Genomic DNA, 17922 nt, shown 5'->3' on the forward strand with positions numbered 1-17922 from the left:
TAAATCGCAACATAATGATTCTAAAGGTTAAACAATCACAAAAAACGCCTTTTTCAACAAATTTCACCCTCTCCAATAAGTAACCTTTGTAACCTATGTAACATGAATAATAAGTAATATTTGTTAAAAGTTTGTCATATAACTCATTTTTCAACTGTCGCATAATAATTCACACAAAACTCGATAGCACATTTATAAATCATATAAGAGCCATAAATCTCACCTTTAATTAAGCTACCTTGCCATCATATCGCTAGCATGCGCAGAAAATAATATTCAAAAATATCGTCAATGGCTAAATTCTATCTATTTTATAAATAAAAAAAATCCCGCGACTTTCATCGCGGGATTTTCATAGAGAGGCGAGCTAATATACCTCTCTGTTCATTCTATAGTACAAAGAGTAGCTAATCGCAATTAGGCCTATTCTTTATGCTCTGCTTTTTCTTCTGCTGTACGATAATCAAAGATGAAAATCAGTACCATTGGCACAACAAAAGCAACAGCGATTGATACTGCGTAAACCCACATTGGGTGGAACACAGGAATGGTTAATAGTGATGTAAATGCAAACGCTTGAGTTTTAACACTACCGTACATAGAACCAAGAATCGCAAGTGTTACACCACCAGCAAGACAACCAGGAAGTAAACGTGAGTAAACTTTCTTAAAGCGTAAGTGGATACCATATAGTGATGGTTCTGAAATACCACCAAATAGACCAGCAGCTAACGCACCAGAAGCAGTTTGACGCATAGTGGCATCTTTTTCACGAAGCGAAATCAACAATACACCCGCTGTTGCGCCGAAACATGCAAAGTTCCACACACCCATTGGGCCTTGAATGAAGTCATAACCTAATGTTTGAATATTCATTAACATTAGTGCGTTTAGAGGCCAGTGTAGACCCAATGGAACAAGGAATGGGTATAATAGCGGGATTAGAATCGCGAACACAAACGGTGCATTCGTATTTAGCCAAGCTAAACCAAGACCTAAGTAAGTACCAATCCACACACCTAGAGGACCAATCAAGAACGCAGTTAGCGGAATCATGATGATCAAAGAAAGGAATGGTACAAATACCATGTGTAGGTTGTCAGGAATGATTTTCTTTAAGAAGCGGTATACAAGCGCTAATACAGCAACCATGATCAATGGAACGAACACGTTACCAGAGTAATCATTAAGCTGCATTGGTAAACCAAACACGTGTGCAACGTGAGAGACAGTACCTAATGTTGTATCTTTAATCGATGTTGTTGACGCTAATGACGTTAGCTTTTGGAAATCAGGCGTCATTAATGCGCCCATGATTGCCGCACCTAACCAAGGGTCAACCTTCAGTTTTTTAGACGCATTATAAGCAACCATAATTGGCAAGAAGTAGAATACAGAATGCCACATTGAATCGACAAAGATCCAACCCGCAGACTTATCACCTCTAAAATCAACAATGTGTAAGGCATCTAATACTGCACATAATGCAATAATTAACGATGCACCAAGTAAAATACCTAAAATGGGACGGAACGAATCTGAAAGGTATTCAAAGAAACCATCAACCCAAGCAACTTTGCCACGAACACCACCTGAACGCAGTGATGCTTTCACATCATCATTAGATGCCACAGCTTCAGTTTTAGTATTAGTGTTAGTGTTAGTGTTATCAGCACCACCGCTTGCTTTACTATCTTCAATTAACTGTTGCAGTGCGCTATGCATCGTTGCAACACCGCCACCAACAACAATTTGGTAGCGCTCGCCACTTTGAGGAACACAACCCATTACATCAGGAATAGCATCTAATGCGGCTTTATCTACAATTGAGTTATCGTTTAATTCAAAACGTAAACGCGTTGCACAGCACGTTAAAAACTTAATGTTAGCAGCACCACCAATCCCTTCAAGGATTCTCTCTGCTGATGATTTATTGCCATTCGACATGATTTTTACCTTTGATATCCAGACCAATACCAATGAGGATAGCATCCCTCACTGGCATGTACTTAATAACTCATTAATTTTATTAATATAATTAAGGGTTATATACAATATTTATCTACTTTAATAAATTTAGTTTTAGCTCTTTAGAATAATAAATTGATTAAAGCATTCTTAACAAGTATAACCCAGCGAAGATATTGCTCGTTTTTGACCGATATTTCCAGAATATACTTAAATAACATGCTAAATATAAAACATAGATCACACGGATTGCATTACGAGCCGTAAATTACTGATAATAAAACCAAAAAAACGTAATTCTAATAAAACTTTTATTACAGAATTGATACCTAAGTAACACAATGTAACACAAACAACACAAAATAAAGGTTCTGCCGTATAAGTTGGGAGCTTAATTAGCGGTACCCGCTAAAAATATGTGTTTTTAAGATCATTTAGAGTCACTCATTGATTTCACTAGCGACCAACCCCCCTTCTGAGGTCATTCTTCAAGCGGTACGTTATTACGTATAATACAAACTCAGCACGCGTGATATTAAAGATATTTTTACGGAGCACAGTAGTGCTATTGATTGTTTCACAATCAACCGTTGGATTATTACTTTTACTCCAATAATTAAGCACAATGCTCATCAATTAAAACGTAAACTATCGTGATATATGGATGAAAAAGCAGCACAAACTTTTCTACATAAGGCTATAAACAAGAATGGCTTAGCTGAGAAAGTCATTATCAACAAGATCGATACAAAAAAATCAAGCACTTCATTATAATTTTGCGACAGAGACGACTATCCTTGATATTATATTATGCATCTATTTTTAATGACTCAAAGAACATCATATGAGATACATTTCAGTACCAATAGTTATAGCTGCCATACTCAATCTATCAATTTTTAATATAGCTTATGCTGATTCAATTCAATATCTGAATATACATAGAGTCGACCTTAAAGGCGATCAGAATATAAATTATCCTCAAGTCTGCATTCGAGTTAATCGTAGCGCTAATAGAATTCCTATCATGGAAAAATTTCAAGAAATAAGAAGTGAATCTCCTAATGATAACTTTGATCAATTCATGGGAAAAGTTACTAAATGGGCTGATTCTGGAATTGTTGGCCATACATGGATTAATCTTTTTTATAAAGATGATAATGGAGAAATTAAGTCTAAAGGTTATGGGTTTGGAAGTAATGGTAATCAATCTTCTAGAGAATTTAGTTTCCAAAAATGTGTCAATATACAAAACAAAACTCATCAAGAAATTGAAAATGATATTGCGCTAAAATCGTCAGATCTTTACAAAAAAAGCATTAATATTGCAAAAGATTTCTTAAACGTCGGATATGATTGGGCAGGTGGCAGATATACAATGTATACAAACTGCGCATGGTTTGGCGGAAAGTTATTTAATGCTATTGTACCTAAAAATGAACAAATTTCTTATTCTCAACCATTTGACTACAGTACAATAGTACCAAAATCATTTCCAATGAGTAAATATCGAGATTTACCTGATCCTGGATATATTGCAGAAAGTATTTCAAAAGTAATGAGTTATTCAGGATGGTATAGTAATTATAATATAGGTTATGGTGCTTTAACAAATAACACAGCCGTAACTGTCAATAGAGATGGTTTAACACTTCAACCAAGATCTTTATTAGCTTTTTACCCTCAACTTACTAACTATGTGAAATTCATTTATTCTGGCTATTTTTCTGAATCTGAAAATAAAATGTATTTATTTACAAATGGATTGGCTAATGAAAAAGAATTTATTCTAACTCCGTTTACAAGCTATCTAGCAATTAAACCTCTAGATACAAAAATAAAAATAATTGCGGCCTTTCATCATCCTTACGATGATAAAGTTGGTTTAATTATTTCAAATAAAGGTGAAATATTCACAACTAATAATTGGGAAAATACTGGAAAAACAGCATTAAAGCCTTATATGAAAGATATTACGTCTGCTGCAAACTATTTTGAATCTGGAAGAATAATGATTTTATTAAGACCCGATGATAAACAAACAAGCGCTAATAAATCTGATGGGGTTAGATTCATTGTATATGATTACGACCAAGATAAAGTAATAACAGCACCAAAATTATTTGAAAAAGAACACGGCTTTAATTTCTTAAAATTACAATAATAATTTAGTGGTTAGGAATTTCAATTCCTAACCACTTTATATTCTATCGTAAATATTTGAAAAGTGACTGGGTAAATATCAGATACATCATTAACTGGTCACGAGAAGTTCTATATTCATTTCTGCCTATCTATGAGTAAGTTTTCGACTCAGTTATTGTGCTCACCAACGACTCTGTCATAACAAATATTACTAATATCTTTATAATCAATAACTGTTAATTAAAAAACCTTAGACATAGCTCTAAAAAGATAATACAAAACATTGAGATTATATTATAACTTTGAGAAATAACTCGAAAAAGAAAAACAATATATATATGGAAATAACTTTATAAAATAAAATTATTTCCACGTTCAATGATTATTCTATTCTATGAAACAACTACTATTATTTTATATTTTTATGCTTTCACTTAATATATGGACAACGTCTACATTATCTAACTTAGATAACGTTTGGCTTAAATTAGGCCTTTCTTCAAGATTTACAAATAATGCTAAAATAGATCAAATTACAAAGTTAGATAAAATACCAAATTTAAAAGATCGAGGAGATGACTTACTCGGTATTGACTCTGATAACAATGGAATTAGAGATGATATTGATACTTTCATTCAACTTAACTATCCAAATGTGACTCAAAAAAAAGCGGTTGAACAATTAGCTAGAGGACTCCAGAAAACATTAATTGCTGACATTAATAATAAACTTAAAGTCAAACAAATAAACAAGCTTAACTCTAGAGCTATTAATTGCATATTCTCTAAATTCAATAGTACAAAGGAAAATGCAATATACCCAGCTCGTGTCGCTTCAGAGCTGGAATCAATAACGACCAAGACTAAAAAACGACTATTAGCCTATCTTAAATTTAATAAAGCTCTAGATGGAACAACTTGGTCTCTTCCTGTCGGTGATTCTTGTGAATAAATTAAAAAACCAATAATCTTTAATATATTACAACGATCAAACAGACTATCTTTAACCACCCTCGCTATTGTTGCTCTACTACACCCTACTTCTACTGTCTGTGAGTAACTATACCTAAGGCTTGTAATGATTCATTTACACGGTGACAACGGTACTTACCTTCGGCCTTTGCTTTTGCTTTTGCTTTTGCTTTCGCAATACCTTGAGCTTGATGTTTGTACCTAGCCTCATAGCCATTACGCACCATATCTGAGCCTAGACCTAATATGTGTCCGGTTGAAACCAAGATAATATTGTTTTGTTGAACATTTTGTTCGGTAGTTAACAGACGAAGATCAGCAAAGATAAGTATTATCATCACCTATTGGTTCAATTTAAGTTGGTTTTCTTAATCAGTTTGTTATGGATGGTTTCTTAAATACTACAATGCGGGTTGAGGGGTAATGTGAACTGGTTTCGTTAGCGTATACCTAAAAATTGCACATCGTTATATCAGCATATTTATGATCTAAACTATCTTAGAGTAACATTCTTAGTTATCAAAAATTGACCTGATTTACCTAATGCCACATTATGTGTTTAGTTGATTAATACTCTACATTCTCCATGAATAAGTAACGGTGGTTCATCCACCTCCTGATAGGCGTAAGTGATGTCAATTTCTAGAAATAATGAACAATCAATCAAATCATTACAGGTTAATCAGGCTAACGTATTTTACAATTACTCTATTGGCTTTGATTGTTCAAAAATTGATTTGCTAAAAACAGGAGCGAGACTATTAAAATCAGGAGTAGCAACGTCAATTTTTTATTCAGATTTTAAGTGCATATATATAGATAATTTAGGTAACACCCAAATTGAAGTACTTAGACCTGAAGGACGTAATTGGGATTCTAATTGGAAAATAGAATTTAGTGAGAATATTCCCAAACAGATTGCTATTGAATTAACAAACTCTTGCGAAATCGCGTTTCATGAAAATCATTTTCACAATGAATGTAGATCTTACTTACGAACAAGTTTACCACCAATTGTTCTTGTACATGAAGACTATCAACTTCCGATCTTCACTTCTGTAAAAATTTTTTCTGATGGAATTGCAATACTCAGTTTTCAACTAGATGCTACTTGGGAAAAACTAGAAGAAAGCCTTTTCATATCTGATGTGGTTAATATTTTTAAATGTTACTTTAAATCAATATGGATTGATTCTAAACTGCAATATCTTGATGCAAAGGTAGTATTAGATAATGCATTCGAGGACAATTTCACTATTGGTGGAGAGTTGTTTACTGGACTGAAAATTAGGCGACTCATAAATAAAATGAAGCGCGACAGTCAAGTGGTCTTAGATGACGCTCTAAAGGTAAAAGGACATTCTTTTCATCTTGGAGGTTGTGATTGGGAGTTGCATCAAATTGCAGGCACAGCGGATAGTGATTTATGGGAATCAACTATTGAACAGTGTCGATCTATATACAGCAATAGCATCAGTACTCTCATAGTTAGTTCTAATAAAGTAGAGAAGGAACCATCAATTAGCTTTATGTGGCAAGGACGACCATCAATTTCATTACTTCGTTATGAAGACCAACCCCAGACCAAGGTTGAACTGTACAATAATTTCTCTTCTTCGATATCTAAAATTCTACTAAGGTCTGAAGGTATCGTTAATTTACCTGAATTACCGCCTGATTTAAGGCTTTTTGATGACTTTTCCTTACATGCCAATAGAGCTGTTTTACTATGGACATGGTTAAAATCTAAGCACGATCCTGAAAGTGCTTGGGATGACCCAAATACTTGTACGAAAGTCTTTGAAAATCAAGCAAGAACAGAGCAAATTGAATATCACAATTTGAAGATAGCTAGAGCCTGCTCATGGGCACAGAGACCAATCAATAGTAACTATTTACTCAATGCTTATGAAACACTTGCTAGTTCAAACTCTCTGATACACCACAGTAGCAACTCAGGAGAAGTAACAGAAGCACTGTCTTACTTAATTAATGCTTTTGGTACAGCTTCATTAGTTGAGCCTAGTAAAGAAGCTGCCAGATACCATCTTGATGAACTAAAGTACATCTCAGATAGAGCGAGAAATCGGAGCGATAGTTGGCTAACTTTCATTTTTGGTCTAGTTGGGACAACAAGCCTTGCTGATTTCGCCATCGAGCCTTTTATTAAAGATCTATGGCCAACATTAAGTAATATTCAAAGCCCTATCGTATCTTTCTGCGTTTCAGGAAGTTTAATCCTACTGATAGCATTAGTCATTTGGTTAATAAACCGTAAAAAATGCTAACTTCCCCATTAATTACCTTTTCAAATTTAAGCGATAAAACCTAGGGAAAGTGACGAAACGCGTCTTTGTCCATTTATGAGTTATACTTTTTACTCATTAATACCCTGTTAATACGTATTTTTCCTAATAAAAAATACCCGAAAGTGGCGTTCGGTCAGCCTGGCGAAAGATTCCTCTTCATTTAGCAAGCTAAACCTCTTAGCTTCTCAGTAACCTGTTGATTATAAATTGAATGGTTGAATGAAAGACGGCATCATAGCTGAAGAGAAAGCGGCTTTTAGCCGCCTAAATAGCGTTAAACTGCTAGTCCTTCACTCATAAATTTGTCAAACAATTCAGAACCATAAAACTCATGTAGCATTAATGGAAATGAACTTAGGACAGTAACCTCTTGATTTGGTATATTTTTATCTTTTTGAGCTCTGAATATATCAAACGGTTGTGCGGGCTCTATCGGTCTAACAACTTCATCATTGAGTAAAAAGTTAGCTCGAAGTAAGTTAACATTACTTATCTCTTCCCATGTAGTTAGATTATAGAGTCCCCAGTTTTGGTACTTGCTGTCCAAACTACCATTCCTAATTTCTTCATTTACCCAGTTCTTGTACTCGCAGAGGTTTCCCGTTGAATGAACTTCATATTCGTAGGCTACTCCTTTCTGGTGACGAATGGCTTCAACCATAGGGTAACTAATGTGTAACAGTCCATTTTCTTGAGAATTATTAAAAGTACTTAGCATTTCTTCTAACTTATCATCATCTGCATTGGAACAGTGGCAATCGTAGTCAAAAAATAGATAGATATCACTTATCTTACTAAAGTCTTGAATGTCGATAACAGCTTGATCTTCTGCTGTTTTGCGCTCTCTTTTATTTAGCTCTTCAACAATTATTTCATATAAATCTAGCCCTTGATCATTATTTAGAGCTTCATGAAGCTTGTAGATATTAAAGCCATAGGAGGCTTTTAATAATCTATTTCCATTTTCGTTTAAGAAAAAGTTACTCAGATTATTTGTTATGTTTGGTTCTGTAACCCTTCCTTCAAAGATAAAAAGGACAATACTACTCATTAAAAGCACCTGAACGATACATTTTTTCAAGGTTGTGAGCTTTTCTTAACTCTCTATCACTCAACTTATATAGTGGTTTGATTTTTTTGTTTTTAATCTCAAAGTAACAGTCTGGCCTCAAGATATTGTTTGTCATTATACTAGTGTTGTGCGTAGAAAGGACTGTTTGTAATGGTAGCTTTGAAATGTTAGAAGCTATCTTTTTTGCTAACTTGTGATGGTAAAATGCGTCAAATTCATCGACATAAGCAAATGAAACCTCTTGGTTTTTCATTTTTTCCAGCCATACAAATAGTATAACTAGAGCAAAAGTACCGCTAGAAGCAATAGAGAAAAAGTCAATTGGCTTGTTTCCTGAAATGTCGGCGATTTTATTACCGTCTACACTTTCATATGTTTCTAGTTTGCACTTGATACCATTCTCAATTAAAAATGCTTCAAGTGCTTCCACACCATACTCGTTTATGATTTGCTCACTAATGCTTTTGTGTTTATATGGCATTGCACCAGCAAATTGATTAACATTGCTCATGGTTTTAAAGAAAACCATCTTTCCTACAAAATTAGTGAACTGTAAAAATAAGCTGTTATTCTCCGATTCAGATAGAGAGGCATTATTTATAACATAACTAACAAGTGATGTTATATTATCACTTAATTCTTTATTTAGTGACTCAGCCCCCTCCAATTCAATTTTTGCAAGATTAGAAACAGCTTTGTTCCATTCTAGAAGAACTTTATCTTCCACCATGAATTTTTCATAGACAATATCGGCAGACTCATCTTTTCCATATGAGTAAGACACCAATTTATTATTGAACTTAAAAATATACTCAAACTCTGCTAAATCTGATTCGTTCTGAGAGTTCAGATATGAATTTTCGTATGTAGGATACTTAACTTTTTTCTGGCTCACATGGCTAATAATTTCGAGTAGAGCACAACCTATGTTTGTTTTACCCTCACCATTCTCACCGTACAGCATCGCATGCTGTATTATTTCTTTTGATACTGCATTTTCATTAAATTCATATTTTTTATCTGAAATGAAGTCAAAGTTTGTCCATTCATTAAAACATCTAAAGTTTTTTACTGAAAAGCTGGTGATCATATGTCATTTCCATTGGCAATTTATTTTGTCAGTATAGTACCGTAAAAAAATCACGGCAACATATGGACGGAAAAAAGTCGTATAACAAATATGGATTAAGTGTTGAACAAGCCCGAAGCTACTAATTGAACGGCACTATCAATACTGGAAAGTGAGCCAAGCGACTTTGCCATACCTCCGTTAACTCATGTATTGCTAATTTAGAATAACCACTGACACGTTTATGTCCAATAATGAGATGGCTCTTTAGCTAACTCGTTTTGATCACCAAGCAATTCTGTCACAACCAACTTAATCAATATCATTCCGTATCAGCGAACTTAACCACCCATTTCACATAACATCTGTTATATGTCCCATAGAGAATTGTATATGTTGCACCATTTAGAAATGTCACATCACCACCAGCCTCTTTCCAGCGACCAAAAAAAAGAGAAGCCAAAGCTTCTCTTTAATATCAGATAAAAACTGCGTTTTACTGTTTTGCTAATGAAAACAACGTGAAGAAGTTTTTAGTGGTGGCTTGTTCCACTTCCTCAACAGATATGCCTTTTAATAGCGCAATATATTGAGCTACTTCGCGCGTGTAAGCTGGTTGGTTTTGCTTACCACGGTATGGAATTGGCGCTAAGAATGGAGAATCGGTTTCAACCAATAACCGATCTAACGGTAACTTACTCACCACATTTTTTAAGTCGCTCGCAGTATTGAACGTCACAATGCCAGAGATTGAGATATAAAAGCCTAGCTCAATCGCAGCCAATGCCATATCCAAATCTTCAGTAAAGCAATGTAATACACCGCCACACTTTTCTGCGCCTTCTTCACGTAAAATACGCATAGTATCTTCACGTGCCATACGAGTATGGATAATTAGCGGCTTATTCAATTCAACCGCCACACGTGCTTGCTCACGGAACAATTTTTGCTGTAATTCCGCAGTCTCAGGCTGATAGTGATAATCAAGCCCAGTTTCACCAATCGCAACCACTTTTTCATGGCGTGCATAGGCTTTAAATTGCTCAGAGTCATACCCTGACTCTACATCTAATGGGTGAATACCACAGGATGCAAACACGTTATCGTAAGGTGCGATCATTTCCATCATTTTAGGAAAAGCCGCTAATGTCACCCCTACTGATAGAAAATATTCAACGCCACGTTCCTTGGCCTTATTTAATACATCATCAATCCCTGTATGTAATTTATTGTAATCAAGTTTATCAAGATGACAATGTGAATCGACTAACACAGGCTTTCCTCTTGTTTATTCTTATACTTCATTTCATAACGGTGCTGGTAAAGCATTAATTGTGAAAATTACTTACCAATAAATCCGCTTAACCACTCAACCACTAACAACTCAATATTTAGCCCTGTATGTTTGGCTAATTGACGATGTAAGTTGTTAAGATTGCGCACTTGTTCTAATAATAATGCCGTTGGTATCGTAGTCGCGACGGCTTCAACTGCGGGTAGCGATTCTTGATGAACAAGATATTGCGTTGCCCCTTGTTGCCATTTTAAACAATCCACCAGAAAGTAACTGAGCAATTGTAATGTCACAATACCATCAGCAGTACACATTGCCGCGACATCATAAATACCAATATGCGGCGGTTGTACAAATTCAGTAAACGCTTTAACTAAATGGCCGTAACGAATATCTAATCCACTTTCAATGAAAGACAACGTTGCTAATGGCGCACCATTATTAAGCCGTACACTTTCTAAAAAGATAGATTGTTGAAGTTGGCTTTCAACCCAACTTTTCACACTGAGTTCATTCGGTGGGTTTAAACGCCATTTATTACATCGACTCACGACGGTTGACAATAAGCGATCAAGGCTTTGTGCGGTTAAGATAAATTGGCATCCAGCTGGCGGTTCTTCTAATGTTTTTAATATCGCATTCGCACCCGCTTCACCCAATGCATCTGCCTCTTCAATTAAAATAACCCGCTGTCCATTTAAATGTGAGGTCTCAACAGCCCAGCGATTACATTGCCGTACCGCATCAACACCAATTTGCTTACCTTCTTGTTCAGGCTTAATTACATGAAAGTCAGGATGGTTTTCAGCATCAAATAATTGGCAGCTATGACAAACACCACAAGGCTCGGTTTGTGAGTTTTGACAAAGTACGGTTTTAGATAATTGTCGAGTTAATACACCACGTCCACTGCCCTTTGCCGCTAATAACAAAATAGCATGGTGTAAACGTCGTTGCTCAAGCAACTGCTGCCAGTTGTGCCACAAAGTTTGTTGCCATGGATAGATCATTATTATTGTTGCTCCAACCAAGACTGTAATGCTTGGGTTAAATCAGCAGTAACCTGTTCTAAAGTTTGGCTCGCATCAATAATAATCACATTAGGCTGATTGTGACATAATGCTAAAAAACGCTCACGAGCACGTTCAAAGAAACTGATATCCATTTGTTCAATACGATCAAGCTCACCACGGCCACGTGCACGCTGTAAGCCTAATACAGGATCAATATCCATATAGATAGTCAGATCAGGACGAAAATCCCCTAGAACGGTATCACGCAGGTTTTCCATCAATGCTTGATCAAAACCACGACCACCGCCTTGATAAGCCTGTGATGACATATCATGGCGATCACCCACCACCCACCGTCCTTCAGCTAGAGCAGGTTTAATTACATTATCAACCAATTGAATACGCGCCGCATACAGCAGTAATAACTCTGCCATATCCGTTAAAGGCTCATCAGGATGACCTTGTTTAACTAAGGCGCGCATTTGCTCTGCCAACGGAGTGCCACCAGGTTCACGTGTTGATTGTGGGTTTGTAATACCATGCTGCGCTAATGTTGCTATAACTTGTGCAATAGCTGTACTTTTACCAGCCCCTTCAAGGCCTTCGATGACAATAAATTTACCGATCATTTCTGTGTTCTTAATATTTTAAGGTAGGCACGAACCGCGCGGTTGTGCTCGACTAATGTAGTTGAAAACTTGTGACCCCCTTTACCATCAGCAACAAAATAATAAAAGTCACTGTTATCGGGATCAACGGCAGCCATGATAGATGCCTTACTTGGCATTGCTATTGGCGTTGGCGGTAAACCACGCATGGTGTAGGTGTTGTAAGCAGTTGGTGTGCGTAGGTCTTTTTTCGTAATGTTGCCGTTATACTTATCGCCCATGCCATAAATAACCGTAGGATCAGTTTGTAATGGCATATTGGCGCGTAAACGATTCATAAAGACAGATGCCACTAAACCACGCTCACTGGCCACGGCTGTTTCTTTTTCAATAATAGATGCCATGATCAACGCTTGGTACGGCGTTTTTAAAGGTAAATCTGACGCGCGTTGCTGCCATGCAAGATCTAATTCTTTCATCATTGCACTATGTGCACGCTTTAAAATACTGATATCACTCGTGCCCGCAGTAAAGTGATATGTATTCGGCAGAAAATAACCTTCAATTTTATCATTATCGATACCAACCGCAGCGCTAATTTGCGCTTGGGTCATATCATCGGTGGTATGAGCTAAATGAGGATCAGCTTGTAACAACTCACGCCATTCACTAAAACGTTCACCATCCACCAGCGTGATCGCATATTGATATTCTTTACCTTCGGTGATCATGGTTAAGACAGAATATAAAGACGCTTGCGGTTTGATAGCATACGTACCTGCTTTAATGTCTGTTAATGCTGGTTCCAAATACCCAACCCAACGTAACCATGGTGATATTGTTATTAGCTTATCATTACTTAATTGCGTTAATAGCCCGCGGAAAGATGTCCCCGTCTTAACGGTAATAAATGTTTGTTGTTCCGTCAGTACTGGTTTATCAAGCGTTGATTTAACTTGAAAATATCCCCAACCAGCCGCGCTTGCTATTAATAATAGCAATATAAAAATCACAGTAATCAACTTCTTTAGCACGAATGTAACCTCTTCCATAGTATTTTGAACACTGTACGTTCACTATATTGTGTTGTTTGTATTTGATTTATAGGTACTAACGTCATCAATGCGTTAGTAATAAAAACTTCATCCGCAGTCAGTACAGCTTCAAGGGCAAAGTCACCCACTTGATAGTCATAATTTAATTCATTAAGCATATCAAGCACCCGTTGACGCATAACCCCTGCAACACCTGTACGTTGCAGCGCTGGAGTATATACAGTATTACCTTTACGCCAAAATAGATTCGCAACAGTTGTTTCAATAACGCGGCCATCGCTATCTAATGCAACTGCATCAACCCAACCCGTTTTTTCAATTTCTTGTTTCAATAATACTTGTTCAAGCCGATTTAGGTGCTTCATTCCTGCGAGCATTGGGCTATTACCCATTCGTAGCTGGCATACACCTAATGTAATTCCTTGTTGTTGCCACTGTTGATAATGCAATGGCCATTCAAAATGGGTGATGATCACTTGAGTATCATGACACCCAGCTGGATTATAGCCACGGCCACCACTGCCACGACTAATTAAAATTTTGATACCGCCTTGATGTGGATATTTTAATGCAAGGGCAGCAACGTCAGTATATACCTGCAGCCAATCAGGTGCAGCTATTGCTAATCTTTCAAGGCTTACTTTAAAACGCGCTAAATGCAATGACCATAATTGAACCTGCTGATGTTCAACCAGCATTGTTGTAAAGCAACCATCACCATATTGAGTCGCGCGATCGGTAATAGCAAGTTGCTGTTGTTCACAACTGTTCACTAGGGCCATTAAGTATTCCTTTGTACAGATAAAAAAATAGCCTGATATCGAAATATCAGGCTACTTAATCATATCAGGTTATGGCACTTATTGCTCAACACGCAAATAAGTGAATTAAATTTTCTTAAACAATAACGAACCGTTAGTGCCGCCAAAACCGAATGAGTTACATAATGCGTATTCTAGGTTAGCTTGACGTGCTTCACCTGGAACATAATCAAGATCACAACCTTCACCTGGATTATCCAAGTTAATTGTTGGTGGTACTACTTGATCAATCAAACTTAAAATAGTGATGATTGATTCAACAGAGCCAGCAGCACCTAACAAGTGACCAGTCATTGATTTAGTTGATGAAACCATAACACTATCCGCAGCAGCACCTAGCGCGCGTTTAATGCCTAATGTTTCAGTCTTATCACCCGCAGGCGTTGATGTGCCGTGTGCGTTAATGTAGCCAATCTTGTCAGCATTGATACCCGCATCACGAATACAAGCTTCCATAGCTAATGCACCACCAGAACCGTCTGCACTTGGTGACGTCATGTGGTAAGCATCACCACTCATGCCAAAGCCAACAAGCTCTGCATAAATTTTTGCGCCACGTGCTTTGGCATGTTCGTACTCTTCAAGCACAATCACACCAGCACCATCGCCTAATACGAAACCATCACGATCTTTGTCCCATGGACGAGAAGCCGCTTGAGGATCATCATTACGTGTTGATAATGCTTTTGCAGCAGCAAAGCCTGCCATGCCTAGCTCTGTTGATGCTTTTTCTGCACCACCCGCTAGCATCGCATCAGCATCGCCGTATGCAATCATACGTGCAGCATGGCCAATGTTATGAAGGCCCGTCGTACACGCAGTAGAAATCGCGATATTTGGACCACGTAGACCGTACATGATAGACATGTGGCCTGCGATCATATTAACAATTGTTGATGGTACAAAGAACGGACTGATTTTACGCGGTCCTTTGTCAATCAATGTTTGATGGCCAGCTTCAATTAAACCAAGACCACCAATACCAGAACCAATAGCGACACCGATACGTGGTGCGTTTTCTTCAGTAACTTCAATACCAGAATCTTTGAATGCTTGTACGCCAGCTGCAACGCCGTACTGGATAAATAAATCCATTTTGCGTGCATCTTTCTTAGACATGTAATCTTCACAATTGAAGTCTTTGATCATTCCGGCAAATTGAGTAGCAAATGCGCTTGCATCAAAATGTTGAATGGTACTGATACCACTAGTGCCAGATTGTAAAGCTTTCCAAGAAGATTCAACAGAATTACCAACCGGGGTAAGCATACCCATGCCAGTTACAACTACACGACGCTTAGACACGATTAATTTCTCCGGGAATTGAGGATAAAACAGGAAGTGAAAAAAAACAGGCGGTCATAATGACCGCCTGGGAATATTCATTTTTATATTACTGTGCGCTGTTTACGTAGTCGATTGCAGCTTGAACAGTAGTAATTTTTTCAGCTTCTTCGTCAGGGATTTCTGTATCGAATTCTTCTTCAAGAGCCATTACTAGTTCAACTGTATCTAGAGAATCAGCACCTAGATCGTCAACGAAAGATGCTTCGTTTTTAACTTCTGCTTCGTCTACGCCTAGTTGCTCAACGATGATTTTTCTTACGCGTTCTTCGATGTTGCTCATACTAATATATTTCCTTTAACAAGAATTCGCTAATGCGATTTGTTGTAGTTTATTCATTACAGCAAAAGTTGCAACACTCATAATGCTGGTCAAACCACGATTTAACCAGAAAAATAGTTCAATTTGACTTGAATCATGAAGTATTACAACAAATTTGCTTAAATCATATACATGCCGCCGTTAACGTGCAATGTTTCGCCTGTTATATAAGCAGCTTCATCAGAGGCTAAAAAAGCAACAGCCGCTGCTATTTCGCGCGGATCGCCTAAACGACCAGCAGGAACATTTGCTAACGTTGCAGCGCGTTGATCATCATTTAACGCTTTTGTCATATCCGTTTCAATGAAACCGGGTGCAACTGCGTTAACGGTGATTCCACGAGAAGCAACTTCGCGTGCCATCGATTTTGTAAAACCAAGCAAACCTGCTTTAGCAGCTGCGTAGTTTGTCTGACCTGCGTTGCCCATAGTGCCAACAACAGAACCAATGCTAATGATACGACCATTACGTTTTTTCATCATAGCACGTAGCACGGCTTTAGACAGACGGAAAACCGACGTTAGGTTGGTATCCATGATATCTTGCCATTCGTCGTCTTTCATACGCATAAGTAGATTATCACGAGTAATACCAGCGTTATTCACTAAAATGTCAATATCGCCATATTGTTCTTTAATTTGCTTTAATGTTACTTCAATTGACTCTGGTGAGGTTACGTTTAACGCAAAACCTTTACCGTGATCGCCAAGATACGCACTAATCGCATCAGCACCGCTCTCAGAGGTTGCTGTACCGATTACTGTCGCGCCACGCTCAACTAAGATTTCAGCGATAGCACGACCAATACCACGACTCGCACCTGTAACTAGTGCAATTTTACCTTCCAGACTCATTGTAAATCCTCTTTTAAGCTTAATTACTTCGCTAGTGCTGCGGTTAATGATGCAACATCATTGACTGCTGCGCCGCCAAGTGCACGATCAATACGTTTAGTCAGACCGGTTAATACTTTACCCGGTCCCATTTCTAGCAATTCTTCAACGCCTTCAGCCGCCATACGCTCAACAGACTCAGTCCAACGTACTGGATTATATAGTTGCTTAACAAGTGCCAGCTTAATCGCAACAGGATCAGTCTCAGTCGCTACATCAGCATTATTGATTACAGGCACAGTCGGTGCACTAAATGCTAAGCCTTCCAATGCGATAGCTAATTTGTCAGCCGCAGGCTTCATTAACGCACAGTGTGAAGGAACTGAAACTGGTAATGGCAATGCACGCTTAGCACCGGCTTCTTTACACAATACATTGGCACGTTCTACTGCTTCTTTGTTACCCGCAATAACCACTTGGCCTGGCGAGTTAAAGTTAACAGGAGAACACACTTGATCTTCTGCTGCTTGCGCACAAGCGGCTGCAATAGCGTCGTTATCTAAGCCGATAATTGCAGACATTGCACCCACACCAGCTGGTACAGCTTCTTGCATTAGCTTACCGCGTAGCTCAACTAACTTAACTGCCGCTTGGAAATCAATCACACCCGCACAAACAAGTGCAGAGTATTCACCTAAGCTATGACCAGCTAAAACAACAGGTTGTTCACCACCTTGCTGCTGCCATACACGCCAAATTGCTACAGATGCAGTTAATAACGCAGGTTGTGTACGCTGAGTTTGGTTAAGATCTTCAACAGGACCATTTTGAACTAACGCCCATAGATCGTAACCTAACGCATCAGAGGCTTCAGCAAACGTCTGCTTAACCACATCAAATTGCTCTGCTAAATCAGCAAGCATGCCAACAGTTTGAGAACCCTGTCCAGGGAAAACAATCGCGAACTTAGACATTTGAGAATCCTTATTCTTTATATACTGATCGTTCAGTAAATTAATAGGCTAATAAGACAGCGTTAACTATATTCAACCTTCTGCCTTATCGCAAAATTCTTTTAACGCGTAAAACTAAACCGA

General features: G+C 37.6%; 16 protein-coding genes. 3 read left to right on the forward strand and 13 right to left on the reverse strand.

Annotated features, from left to right (window positions below):
- Positions 1-423: 423 nt before the first annotated feature.
- Positions 424-1947 carry a PTS transporter subunit EIIC gene (locus CZ809_RS11875; protein ID WP_080157853.1) on the reverse strand — a complete coding sequence of 508 codons (1524 nt, stop codon included), beginning with the start codon at positions 1945-1947 and terminating at the stop codon, positions 424-426.
- A gap of 865 nt (positions 1948-2812) precedes the next feature.
- On the opposite strand from CZ809_RS11875, the gene CZ809_RS11880 reads away from it, so the two are divergent.
- Both CZ809_RS11880 and CZ809_RS11885 read left to right on the forward strand, forming a co-directional pair.
- Positions 2813-4132, forward strand: a complete 1320-nt coding sequence (locus CZ809_RS11880; RefSeq protein WP_235865930.1) for a hypothetical protein — start codon at positions 2813-2815, stop codon at positions 4130-4132.
- 375 nt (positions 4133-4507) lie between these two features.
- Positions 4508-5065 carry a hypothetical protein gene (locus tag CZ809_RS11885; RefSeq protein WP_080157854.1) on the forward strand — a complete coding sequence of 186 codons (558 nt, stop codon included), beginning with the start codon at positions 4508-4510 and terminating at the stop codon, positions 5063-5065.
- Between the two features lie 91 nt (positions 5066-5156).
- On the opposite strand, the gene CZ809_RS11890 is transcribed toward CZ809_RS11885, so the two are convergent.
- A complete protein-coding gene (locus CZ809_RS11890) occupies positions 5157-5426 on the reverse strand; it encodes a hypothetical protein (protein WP_144396189.1) in 270 nt (89 codons plus the stop codon).
- 291 nt (positions 5427-5717) lie between these two features.
- On the opposite strand from CZ809_RS11890, the gene CZ809_RS11895 reads away from it, so the two are divergent.
- A complete protein-coding gene (locus tag CZ809_RS11895) occupies positions 5718-7373 on the forward strand; it encodes a hypothetical protein (RefSeq protein ID WP_080157856.1) in 1656 nt (551 codons plus the stop codon).
- Positions 7374-7668: 295 nt separating this feature from the next.
- On the opposite strand, the gene CZ809_RS11900 is transcribed toward CZ809_RS11895, so the two are convergent.
- The 11 genes from CZ809_RS11900 to fabD form a co-directional block, all read right to left on the reverse strand.
- A complete protein-coding gene (locus CZ809_RS11900; protein ID WP_080157857.1) occupies positions 7669-8445 on the reverse strand; it encodes a hypothetical protein in 777 nt (258 codons plus the stop codon).
- Positions 8438-9556, reverse strand: a complete 1119-nt coding sequence (locus CZ809_RS11905; protein WP_080157858.1) for an AAA family ATPase — start codon at positions 9554-9556, stop codon at positions 8438-8440. Before CZ809_RS11905 ends, CZ809_RS11900 begins: the two co-directional genes overlap by 8 nt.
- A 475-nt stretch (positions 9557-10031) precedes the next feature.
- Entirely contained in the window at positions 10032-10808 is a 777-nt protein-coding gene (locus CZ809_RS11910) for a TatD family hydrolase (RefSeq protein WP_080157859.1), read from the reverse strand.
- Between the two features lie 68 nt (positions 10809-10876).
- Positions 10877-11839, reverse strand: a complete 963-nt coding sequence (holB, locus tag CZ809_RS11915; protein ID WP_080157860.1) for a DNA polymerase III subunit delta' — start codon at positions 11837-11839, stop codon at positions 10877-10879.
- Between the two features lie 2 nt (positions 11840-11841).
- Positions 11842-12471 (reverse strand): dTMP kinase, encoded by a 630-nt coding sequence (gene tmk / locus CZ809_RS11920; protein ID WP_080157861.1) that lies wholly within the window; start codon positions 12469-12471, stop codon positions 11842-11844.
- Positions 12468-13484: an endolytic transglycosylase MltG gene (mltG, locus tag CZ809_RS11925; RefSeq protein WP_080157862.1), complete on the reverse strand. Its 1017-nt coding sequence runs from the start codon at positions 13482-13484 to the stop codon at positions 12468-12470. The genes tmk and mltG overlap by 4 nt, the downstream gene beginning before the upstream one ends.
- Positions 13478-14287, reverse strand: coding sequence for an aminodeoxychorismate lyase (pabC, locus tag CZ809_RS11930; protein ID WP_080157863.1), 810 nt, complete (start codon positions 14285-14287; stop codon positions 13478-13480). The genes mltG and pabC overlap by 7 nt, the downstream gene beginning before the upstream one ends.
- Before the next feature lie 105 nt (positions 14288-14392).
- Positions 14393-15631, reverse strand: a complete 1239-nt coding sequence (gene fabF, locus CZ809_RS11935) for a beta-ketoacyl-ACP synthase II (protein ID WP_080157864.1) — start codon at positions 15629-15631, stop codon at positions 14393-14395.
- A gap of 88 nt (positions 15632-15719) precedes the next feature.
- Complete coding sequence (gene acpP / locus CZ809_RS11940) at positions 15720-15953, reverse strand: acyl carrier protein (protein ID WP_027697107.1); 234 nt, start codon at positions 15951-15953, stop codon at positions 15720-15722.
- A gap of 158 nt (positions 15954-16111) precedes the next feature.
- Positions 16112-16846: a 3-oxoacyl-ACP reductase FabG gene (gene fabG, locus CZ809_RS11945; protein WP_080157865.1), complete on the reverse strand. Its 735-nt coding sequence runs from the start codon at positions 16844-16846 to the stop codon at positions 16112-16114.
- A 23-nt stretch (positions 16847-16869) separates the two neighbouring features.
- Positions 16870-17799, reverse strand: a complete 930-nt coding sequence (gene fabD, locus CZ809_RS11950) for an ACP S-malonyltransferase (RefSeq protein ID WP_080157866.1) — start codon at positions 17797-17799, stop codon at positions 16870-16872.
- Positions 17800-17922 lie beyond the last annotated feature (123 nt).

Origin of the sequence: Photobacterium piscicola (assembly GCF_900166965.1) — a bacterium.
GTDB classification, from domain to species: domain Bacteria; phylum Pseudomonadota; class Gammaproteobacteria; order Enterobacterales; family Vibrionaceae; genus Photobacterium; species Photobacterium piscicola.

Coding starts and splice junctions, on each gene's coding strand:
- CZ809_RS11905 (WP_080157858.1), bottom strand. CDS start 9,556: ATGATCACCAGCTTTTCAGTAAAAAACTTTAGATGTTTTAATGAATGG.
- CZ809_RS11900 (WP_080157857.1), bottom strand. CDS start 8,445: ATGAGTAGTATTGTCCTTTTTATCTTTGAAGGAAGGGTTACAGAACCA.
- pabC (WP_080157863.1), bottom strand. CDS start 14,287: ATGGCCCTAGTGAACAGTTGTGAACAACAGCAACTTGCTATTACCGAT.
- acpP (WP_027697107.1), bottom strand. CDS start 15,953: ATGAGCAACATCGAAGAACGCGTAAGAAAAATCATCGTTGAGCAACTA.
- tmk (WP_080157861.1), bottom strand. CDS start 12,471: ATGATCGGTAAATTTATTGTCATCGAAGGCCTTGAAGGGGCTGGTAAA.
- fabD (WP_080157866.1), bottom strand. CDS start 17,799: ATGTCTAAGTTCGCGATTGTTTTCCCTGGACAGGGTTCTCAAACTGTT.
- fabG (WP_080157865.1), bottom strand. CDS start 16,846: ATGAGTCTGGAAGGTAAAATTGCACTAGTTACAGGTGCGAGTCGTGGT.
- CZ809_RS11885 (WP_080157854.1), top strand. CDS start 4,508: ATGAAACAACTACTATTATTTTATATTTTTATGCTTTCACTTAATATA.
- CZ809_RS11895 (WP_080157856.1), top strand. CDS start 5,718: ATGTCAATTTCTAGAAATAATGAACAATCAATCAAATCATTACAGGTT.
- CZ809_RS11875 (WP_080157853.1), bottom strand. CDS start 1,947: ATGTCGAATGGCAATAAATCATCAGCAGAGAGAATCCTTGAAGGGATT.
- CZ809_RS11880 (WP_235865930.1), top strand. CDS start 2,813: ATGAGATACATTTCAGTACCAATAGTTATAGCTGCCATACTCAATCTA.
- holB (WP_080157860.1), bottom strand. CDS start 11,839: ATGATCTATCCATGGCAACAAACTTTGTGGCACAACTGGCAGCAGTTG.